Below are 6,055 nucleotides of genomic sequence, written 5' to 3'. Positions count from 1 at the left end.
TGGTGTTGGGGTGCTTTAACAAATGTTATTAACTGTTGCCTATAGAGTAATAGTCGGAAAACCAGAAATATTTTCATCTTGTGGAGCTTTCCACAAATACTGGTTTTTCCCTCATCAAATCTTGCCATCCATAGCTATTCAGTGCAAAGCCACCAACATTTTCATTCTCTGAAGCTCCAAAAAAAATCGCGCCTCAAAGAATTTTCGGTTGCATCCTGACAATTTTTGTGATATCATAAAATTTATATGGAGTCGTTCGCCCCTACGCATGACTTTTTATTCAACTAAAAATAGTAAAGTTTTCCACCTCAGAGCGAATGTTGTACAAAAGAGTATTGTATAAACATAGCTAGTTTTCTGTAGGGGTAAAGCCAACAATATTTGCATTCTCTGAAGCTCCCGAAAAAAATCGCGCCTCAAAGAATTTTCGGTTGCATCCAGATAAATTTTATGATATCACAAAAATTATCTGGATTCGTTTGCCTCTACACATGATTTTTTATTCAACTAAAAATGGTACAGTTTTCCAGCTCAGAGTGAATTTTGTACCAAGGAAAATTAATCTAAAAGATATCAAATGTTCTATATATAAAAGAGCATTATGTCTAATACAGCTAATTTTCTGTAGGGGTTTAGTCTCCAAACCCCTACCTTAACTATTAGTAATTAGTAGTGGAACTTAAGCATCAAAAATTTACTACCGTGATTTTTGCTTTAATAAACCTGAACCGAAACCTAGAACACCCAAAGCAATTAAACCCAGTGCAGAAGTAGGTTCTGGCGTTGATGCACTCTCAATTTCTGTACCTTGCACAATATTGTCAATTCCTGTATTAATACTCCTTCCATTTACAGTAGTCCAGCGAATAGAACTAATTTCTTCACTAGCAAGTATTCCTAAAAATCCTACAGTTGTTGGGTCGTGATTTAATACAAAAGTGTCAAGAATACCAGTAGTACCAAAAACGCTGACTGTTGCTGGACCAAAAGCATTAAGATAAGATAAGTATCAAATCCTACTACTTCCGTAGGTGTACCAAATTCTACTGTAAAATCTTCACCACCGGTAGCAGTTAGTATGCTGCTAGTAGTTACAGGAACACCAAAATTACGTTATCCAGGGGAAGAAACCCATACATTGTTACGACCAACACCTGCATATGTATTACCATTACTAACAAAGGATGGAAGACGACGATCTTTTGGTGAGAATGCCTCAAAGTCTTCTACTAAAGTTGTATTTGTTAAGGCATCAAAAGCATTAACATCAGTAAAAAACATTGTACTAGCATGAGCACTTCCACTAGCTCCAGCTACAACAATTAATCCTCCAGTAATTGTTAATAATTTACTCAATGTAGTTCCAATTTTCATTAGACTAACTCCTGTTAAATATAGTTAGAAAATAGAAGGTTCGTTTCAGCTTGTAAGGTAGTGAAATTTGATCAAGAGAAAAATACTAGCTGATATGAAATAGGAATATCTGAAACAAACCAAATCTATAGAATTGTTTTTGTCTTGTGTTTTTAAATCATAAAGCATGAATATAAAAAAAGTTGTCGAAAATCGACAACCTTAATTAACTAATTCAAAAACCAGTTATAGCAATACATTCAGCATAAATTAAGTTGAAATCGACAAAAGTATTTTTTAACATTGTCGAACTTCGACAGCTAAATTAATTATCAGGATGCTATAATAGAGTGTTTAATTAAATAGTTATAATTACAGCTCTTTTCATAATTAGCAGACCACAAAGTAGAGAAGTTGTATGCAACGTCCCTACAGAGTTATCATTTTTTTAATTAGGAGAAAAATATGAACAAGATACAAGGTTCTGTAATTATTTTATTTAATAGTAATAAGCAAATTTTGCTCGTGCTGAGGGATGATAAAAATTATATTCCATTTCCTAATACTTGGAATTTATTAGGAGGATTTTTAGAAAATGATGAGTCTCCAGAAGAATGTATTCGTAGAGAAATAAGAGAAGAAATAGAAATTGAATTAGGAAATATTAACTTCTTTCAAAAGTACAATATTTATGACAGAGAACATTATATTTTCTGGAAACAAATAGATTTAGACTTAACGCAAACTAAACTTAATGAAGGTCAGCGTTTAGCTTATTTTCGTAAAGATGAATTAGACAAACATCAACTTGCTTTCCAATGCAATTATATTTTGAATGATTTTTTTTCCCAGATATTATGACACCAGTTGAGTAAATAGGGTCTGCTGAAAAAGTCTTTTTTTAACGAGTAGAGGAGCGGGGGAGTAGGGGAGTAATTTTTTTTGCCCAACGATGCGCCATAAATGCTAACTTTTTGATTTTTCGGGAACCGTGCATAAAGAGCTGAAAAATAGGTACTTTTTCTAGACCCAAAAAGGCTCCAACCTTTACCTGTAAATGCTTTGATATTTAACCAGTAAGCCCTAAATAAATTATAAATTATTCATTATAAATTATCAATTATCAATTATTAATTATTCATTATTAATAATAGCCTGAGTCGCAAAATTTTCATTTCTCGTCGGAGAAAGAACTCTAGCTTTTAAAATAGCAGCTCCTAAAAAAGCATAAGAAACCACACCCACAAACGCCAAAAGAAATATATTTAAAACCCCAGAAGCATTCCATAAAGCATGAAGAATAGAAGCAGTAAAATAACCAACTCCTAAAATCAACCAACTATTACGACGTCTTAACACACTTAAGCCAATAAAATAACCAAAATAACCACTATAAGCCATGTGACCGGCAACTGAACCTAAAATTCTTGGAATTAACAATTGTAATCCTACCAATTCACTTGCATCTACTCCTAATTGTAAACTAGCACTATCCACAATACTTGGAACATATTGCCCCAGAGTTTCCAATAAAGTAAATCCTAATGCTGAAGCTGTTCCTAATAAAATTCCATCTAAAGGTTCCCAAACACCAATTTTATTGCGCCAAGAGGAATGTAAATTACGACCCATTAATAATGCTAAAAACACAGGCAATGCTTTGAGCAACTCCTCCATTAATCCCGCTCCAAAAAACATCCTGATTAGGAAATTGAAAAAACCAACTTGCTGAGGATTTACTGATATATCCCCAGGAAGTATAATCCGAAATACCCCAATAAAAACTGTAAGAATAGGACTCAATAAAATTAAAACAGTTGTTAAAGCAGCTCCAAATAATACCCACCAAGGCTTTTTTTTCCCACAAAGTCGATAAACAAAATAATAAGCTGCACTAGCAATATAAGTCGCCAAAAATAAATTAAAAGCTCCCGCATTACCAACTGTTAAAAACATTAAAACCACAAAAATTACAGTGATAATACCAGGATAAAGATAAGCCTTTTTAGCCAATTGTTTTCCTGTAGAAGCAATTGGAAATAACTGTGTTAAAGTAATAGAATCAGTATCTTCAACATCTTCAACTCCCACATTAACATTACTAACAGAACTTACAGGAGGTGGAGTAAAGTTTACTTGTGGTGATACTGATGCGGTTGATTGTTGGTGGGATAAGTTATCGAATATAAATTCTGGTCCATTAGAACCTAGACGAATACGATCGCCCACTTGTAAAATTTGACATTCTTCTAGTTTCTCTCCATTAATATAAGTACCATTCACACTATTTAGGTCAAAAATCTCCCATCTTAAACCATTAGTTCCAGTTTGTTCAGTATGAAGACGAATTAGTGCATGACGGCGAGAAACCATCCTATACATTTTTGTCTCTAGGACAATGTGACAAGTTGGATCGCGTCCTAGCATTACCTCTTCTGTCTCAGATAGGTACTTCTTTATGAGTTGTTTCTCACATAGCCTTCTTGTAGACAGTTGTCGCAAAAATGCCATTTTTTCAGATACTTGGTAGTTATTTCAAAAGTCAGGGACTAGGGAATAGGGAATAGGGAATAGAGAATAGGGAATAGGGGGGATGAAATAGTTGATTCTATATCTTTGAATTGATTTAATTAAAACTTTTGCCAGAGGTCTAGTTATGAGTTAGTAGTGACACTTTCCTTTCCGGAATGCTCCGCAAACGCGAAGTTTAACTACATCAGTTATCAGCATCGACTGCTGAAACCAAAAGCTGGAAAAACTAAAGTTTATTTTTTTCATTTCCTTAAAAGGTAAGACTTGAAACCTGATTTTTTTGCCAATACAATAGACATCTCCGAAAAATAAATAAACCTTTTAATTATATTAGCTAAAGAAAGAAAAATTCACCATAAAAAAATATTTTTTCCTCCCTTTTTCGGAAAAATATTTTACCTATTCCCAGTTAAGTGTTTCCTGTTCCCTCCTATGGGAAAAAATCTATATATTTTTCACGCCTAAGTCTAATTAAGGTTTGCTGAAAAAGTATGTATTTTTTAAGGAGTCGGGGAGTAGGGGCGATTTCCTACGGAATGCTCCGCAAACATTAATTGCCCCTACCGGAGTAATTTTTTTGCTCAACTATTTGCCCAAAATGCGCTCCTTTTTGATTTTTCGGGAACCGTGCATAAATAGCCGAAAACTAGGTACTTTGTTCTAGACCTAAAAAGGCTAAAACCTTTCTCCGTAAATACTTTTATATTTAATCAGCAGAGCAATAATTATCAATGAGTAATTATCAATTAAAAATTATTCATTGTTGAATTTTTACTGATTTGCTTTAGCATCTTGAATTGCTAAATAAAAAAGTAAAGCTGCAAGAGGTATACTCAAACTTAGAATTACCCCTGTTACTAAACCTCCTAATTCTGGTTCCCCAGAAGATAACTCAAAAACAGAGCCAACTGCCGCGATCGCTGCTATACAAGACCCACCCAAAAACAAACCTGACTTAGGAGTTCCTACCATATTTTTTATTTCCAAGAATTTATTGACTTTTTTTGTTTTTCGTGATATGAAAAAAATCAGGGCTGAGTTTTCCAGCCCCTAGATATTAGTTTCCATCAGACTCAAGCAACAGACTTAACAGCTTTAGGAGAGAACTTATGCTTGGCCAATTCTTCATTAAGTGCCAACTTATTTTCTACTCGGTCTACAAAAAGCACTCCATGAAGATGATCCATTTCATGCTGAATTGCCCTAGATAATAATTCTTTAGCCTGAAGAGTTTTAGGGCGACCATTTTCGTCTTTGTAGGCAACTTCAATAATTGAAGGACGTTTAACATCCAAATAAACCCCAGGAATACTCAGACATCCCTCTTGGAAAAGACAAATATCACTACCATACCTTTTAATTCTAGGATTAATCAAAACTAGAGGAGGGGTAGCAGAATTATCTGGCTCACAGTCAATCACAATAACCTGTTTTTGGACAGCAACCTGTGGTGCAGCCAAACCAATACCATCAGCAGTATACATAGTTTGGAGCATTTCTCGCACCAGTTGCCTAATATCATCATCTACCTTAGCAACTCGCTTGGCTGACTGGCGTAAAGAGCGATCGCCCAGATAATGTATTTCTAGAGGTGATTTGTTTAATTTTTCCTTATTAACTATAATTTCAGAATTCATAGAGTCTTAACTTACCAAAATCGCTACATCTTTAATTTATTTATAGGTATTTTTCCTACCTCTTGCTCTATTTTAATAGAAAATATTAGGTTTCTGCCCATGAACAGTTAGACTGACTATCAATTAATTAATTAGAACATCGGATTGACAAGGGAACAGAAAAAAATAAATCCTCAAATCTCGTACCTTGTCCTTAAATCCTTGGGACTTACCTCAATCAACCCAGTTACTAGGATAAATCTTTGGTTTGAACAATAGAAATCTACGAAAAACCCTATTTCTAGGTTTGCGTGCATAAGTCCTGATTTTATTATCAATATATATAGCTAAAGTTAGAAGTTAGAAGTTAAAAGTAAAATTATTGCTGTGACTACGTTTTGGCATTTGAAAATGTCATAACACCAATGACAATTGCTATATTTATGCCCAACTATCTACTGCGTCCAAAATCCCTAAATTAATTAGTCAAGTATAATATATTATTTAATTTGGCCTTACTTCTAGATTAACCTAATATTTTCTAGCTTTTATTT

Annotated in this window: 7 protein-coding genes; 1 reads left to right on the top strand and 6 read right to left on the bottom strand. The window is 33.9% G+C overall.

Annotated features, from left to right (window positions below):
* Positions 1-697 precede the first annotated feature (697 nt).
* Together ACP6PK_RS06510 and ACP6PK_RS06505 are read right to left on the bottom strand one after the other, a co-directional pair.
* A complete protein-coding gene (locus ACP6PK_RS06510; protein ID WP_426558782.1) occupies positions 698-814 on the bottom strand; it encodes a PEP-CTERM sorting domain-containing protein in 117 nt (38 codons plus the stop codon).
* A 299-nt stretch (positions 815-1,113) separates the two neighbouring features.
* Positions 1,114-1,374, bottom strand: a complete 261-nt coding sequence (locus tag ACP6PK_RS06505; protein WP_426558780.1) for a hypothetical protein — start codon at positions 1,372-1,374, stop codon at positions 1,114-1,116.
* Positions 1,375-1,818: 444 nt separating this feature from the next.
* Between ACP6PK_RS06505 and ACP6PK_RS06500 the strand changes: the two genes are divergently transcribed.
* Complete coding sequence (locus ACP6PK_RS06500) at positions 1,819-2,214, top strand: NUDIX domain-containing protein (RefSeq protein ID WP_426558778.1); 396 nt, start codon at positions 1,819-1,821, stop codon at positions 2,212-2,214.
* A 40-nt stretch (positions 2,215-2,254) separates the two neighbouring features.
* On the opposite strand, the gene ACP6PK_RS06495 is transcribed toward ACP6PK_RS06500, so the two are convergent.
* From ACP6PK_RS06495 to def, 4 genes are all read right to left on the bottom strand, one after another.
* Positions 2,255-2,386 carry a hypothetical protein gene (locus ACP6PK_RS06495; protein ID WP_426558776.1) on the bottom strand — a complete coding sequence of 44 codons (132 nt, stop codon included), beginning with the start codon at positions 2,384-2,386 and terminating at the stop codon, positions 2,255-2,257.
* 101 nt (positions 2,387-2,487) lie between these two features.
* Positions 2,488-3,864 (bottom strand): PrsW family glutamic-type intramembrane protease, encoded by a 1,377-nt coding sequence (locus ACP6PK_RS06490; RefSeq protein WP_426558774.1) that lies wholly within the window; start codon positions 3,862-3,864, stop codon positions 2,488-2,490.
* Positions 3,865-4,656: 792 nt separating this feature from the next.
* On the bottom strand, positions 4,657-4,857 hold the full coding sequence (locus ACP6PK_RS06485) for a hypothetical protein (RefSeq protein WP_094674105.1): 201 nt from the start codon (positions 4,855-4,857) through the stop codon (positions 4,657-4,659).
* 101 nt (positions 4,858-4,958) lie between these two features.
* Positions 4,959-5,522, bottom strand: a complete 564-nt coding sequence (gene def / locus ACP6PK_RS06480; protein WP_094674107.1) for a peptide deformylase — start codon at positions 5,520-5,522, stop codon at positions 4,959-4,961.
* Positions 5,523-6,055 lie beyond the last annotated feature (533 nt).

This window comes from Dapis hubbardiae BLCC-M172, from assembly GCF_050016015.1.
Taxonomy (GTDB): Bacteria; Cyanobacteriota; Cyanobacteriia; order Cyanobacteriales; family Microcoleaceae; genus Trichodesmium.
This window is presented reverse-complemented; position numbering and strand designations above follow the sequence as displayed.

Bases quoted from the DNA above. Each gene is read 5' to 3' on its own strand.
- ACP6PK_RS06490 (WP_426558774.1), bottom strand. From the start codon at position 3,864: ATGGCATTTTTGCGACAACTGTCTACAAGAAGGCTATGTGAGAAACAA.
- ACP6PK_RS06505 (WP_426558780.1), bottom strand. From the start codon at position 1,374: ATGAAAATTGGAACTACATTGAGTAAATTATTAACAATTACTGGAGGA.
- ACP6PK_RS06500 (WP_426558778.1), top strand. From the start codon at position 1,819: ATGAACAAGATACAAGGTTCTGTAATTATTTTATTTAATAGTAATAAG.
- def (WP_094674107.1), bottom strand. From the start codon at position 5,522: ATGAATTCTGAAATTATAGTTAATAAGGAAAAATTAAACAAATCACCT.
- ACP6PK_RS06485 (WP_094674105.1), bottom strand. From the start codon at position 4,857: ATGGTAGGAACTCCTAAGTCAGGTTTGTTTTTGGGTGGGTCTTGTATA.